The sequence below is a fragment of the Streptomyces sp. NPDC037421 genome (assembly GCF_055602105.1).
In genome coordinates, this window is sequence record NZ_JBVJWV010000011.1 from 101,309 (window position 1) to 103,556 (window position 2,248).

At 68.9% G+C, this 2,248-nt stretch carries 3 protein-coding genes and 2 tRNA genes; all 5 read right to left on the reverse strand.

Annotated elements, in window-relative coordinates:
- Nucleotides 1-95: 95 nt before the first annotated feature.
- Nucleotides 96-168 (reverse strand) — tRNA-Ala (locus ACZ7IF_RS18460).
- 162 nt (nt 169-330) lie between these two features.
- On the reverse strand, nt 331-564 hold the full coding sequence (locus ACZ7IF_RS18465; protein WP_008738908.1) for a hypothetical protein: 234 nt from the start codon (nt 562-564) through the stop codon (nt 331-333).
- 146 nt (nt 565-710) lie between these two features.
- A tRNA-Ala gene (locus ACZ7IF_RS18470) sits at nt 711-783 on the reverse strand.
- A gap of 134 nt (nt 784-917) precedes the next feature.
- The gene (locus ACZ7IF_RS18475) at nt 918-1,580 is read right to left on the reverse strand and encodes a histidine phosphatase family protein (protein WP_470972526.1); all 663 of its coding nucleotides are present in this window, start codon (nt 1,578-1,580) and stop codon (nt 918-920) included.
- Nucleotides 1,577-2,023 carry a ribosome silencing factor gene (gene rsfS / locus ACZ7IF_RS18480; RefSeq protein WP_470972330.1) on the reverse strand — a complete coding sequence of 149 codons (447 nt, stop codon included), beginning with the start codon at nt 2,021-2,023 and terminating at the stop codon, nt 1,577-1,579. The genes ACZ7IF_RS18475 and rsfS overlap by 4 nt, the downstream gene beginning before the upstream one ends.
- Nucleotides 2,024-2,248 lie beyond the last annotated feature (225 nt).

Here is a 2,248-nt window from a genome sequence, read left to right on the forward strand (position 1 = left end):
GGACCCCCACCCCCCCCGGTTTGGTCTGTGCCCTCCCACGACCAAGACACACCAAAACCCCCCCCCCCCCCCCCCCCCCCCCCGCTTCTTCACTGTGGAGCTAAGGAGAATTGAACTCCTGACCTCCTGCATGCCATGCAGGCGCTCTACCAACTGAGCTATAGCCCCTTGTTTCTCTCTGCCGCCGGGCCCCTTCTCGGTTTCCCTTGCCGGTTCCCCCTGGCGACATCGAGAACATTACACGGTCATGGCCCCAGACCAAAAATCGGTTTCCGGGGGCCCGTTATGTCCGATTCGGTTACCGTCGACCCGGTCGTCCGGGCCGCCCGGTCATGCCCGGGCGAACTGGTAGAAGCGCTTCAGCGTGCAGTGCTCGTCGAGCAGGCGGCCGTAGATCGGCTCGCCCTCCAGCTCCCGATACGTCTCGATCGGGTCGCCTTTTATGATCAGCGCCCGCGCGCATTCCTCGCACCAGTACTGGTAGTCGGGATTGACCGGGTCCATGTCCCGCACGATCGGCGTGCCGTTGTTGCACCAGTCGCACCGCCGCCGGTGTGCACCCATCCGTCAGCGACTCCCTCCCGCGTCGGGCCGTCGTGTCCCCCTCCGGCCGTCCGATTCTGCCACGTCGGCAGCGGACGGGGCAGCAAGCGCGCAAAGGGGAACAAACGCAAGGATCCCGCCCCCTGTTGGGGACGGGATCCTGATTGTGGAGCTAAGGAGAATTGAACTCCTGACCTCCTGCATGCCATGCAGGCGCTCTACCAACTGAGCTATAGCCCCGCTCTCCGCCGCGTTCCCCCCGTTTCCGGTGTTCTTCGCTGCGAACAAGAAGAACTCTAGCCTGTGACCAGCCGGAAAGTGAAATCCGGGTCGGAGCGGCCCAGCGGGCCGCACGGAGGGCCCCGGCGGAAGCCTCAGTCGTCGTCGCCGAGCACCGGCTCCGGCAGCGTGCCGGCGTTGTGCTCCAGCAGGCGCCAGCCGCGCGCGCCCTCGCCGAGGACGGACCAGCAGCAGTTGGAGAGCCCGCCCAGGCCCTCCCAGTGGTACGGCTCCAGGCCCAGCAGGCGCCCGATGGTCGTACGGATGGTGCCGCCGTGGCTGACGACGACGAGCGTGCCGCCCTCGGGCAGCCGGTCCGCGTGGTCCAGCACCACCGGAGCGGCGCGGTCGGCGACCTCGGTCTCCAGCTCGCCGCCACCGCGGCGGACGGGCTCGCCGCGCTTCCACGCCGCGTACTGCTCGCCGTACTTCTCGAGGATCTCCTCGTGGGTGAGCCCCTGCCACTCGCCGGCGTACGTCTCGCGCAGCGCCTCGTCGTGCGCCACCGACAGGCCCGTGACGGAGGCCAGCTCGGCAGCGGTGTGCGCGGCCCGCCGCAGGTCGGAGGCCACGATGGCGTCCGGCTTCAGCGAGGCGAGCAGCCGGGCGGCGCGGCGCGCCTGCGCCACACCCGTCCCGGTCAGCTCGATGTCCGTCGAGCCCTGGAAGCGGCGCTCAAGGTTCCACGAGGTCTGGCCGTGCCGCCAGAGGACGATCTTCCTGCCGGGCCGGCCGGCAGGCGTCGTGGTGGTGCTCAGAACAGATCACCGTCCATTTCGTCGTCGCCCTGCGCCTCGCGCAGCTTGGCGTGCTCCTCGGCCTTGCCGAGGGTGAGCTTGGCGTCCTCGGGGAGCTCGATCTCGGGGCAGTCCTTCCACAGGCGCTCCAGCGCGTAGAAGACGCGCTCCTCGCTGTGCTGGACGTGGACGACGATGTCGACGTAGTCGAGCAGGATCCAGCGGGCGTCGCGGTCGCCCTCGCGGCGCACCGGCTTGGCGCCGAGCTCCTTGAGGAGGCGCTCCTCGATCTCGTCGACGATCGACTTGACCTGGCGGTCGTTGGGCGCCGAGGCGAGCAGGAAGGCGTCGGTGATCGACAGCACGTCGCTGACGTCGTACGCGATGATGTCGTGCGCGAGCCGGTCGGCCGCCGCCTGGGCGGCGGTGGTGATGAGCTCGATGGAGCGGTCCGTGGCGGTCACTGGCCATGCTTTCGGGTTGGCTGACAGATACCCCCAAGGGTCTCATGTACCGCCGACGCCGCCCGCGCGGAACATCCGGCGCGGGCGAACGCGCAGGCCGGAGCCGGGGGGGGGGGGGGGGGGACGGCACCCCCCCCCCCCCCCCCCCCGGTTCTTTTTTCCTCTCCCCCCCACACCCAACCCCCCTGTTTCCCTTTTTTTTTTTTTTTTTTTCTCCCTCTTCCT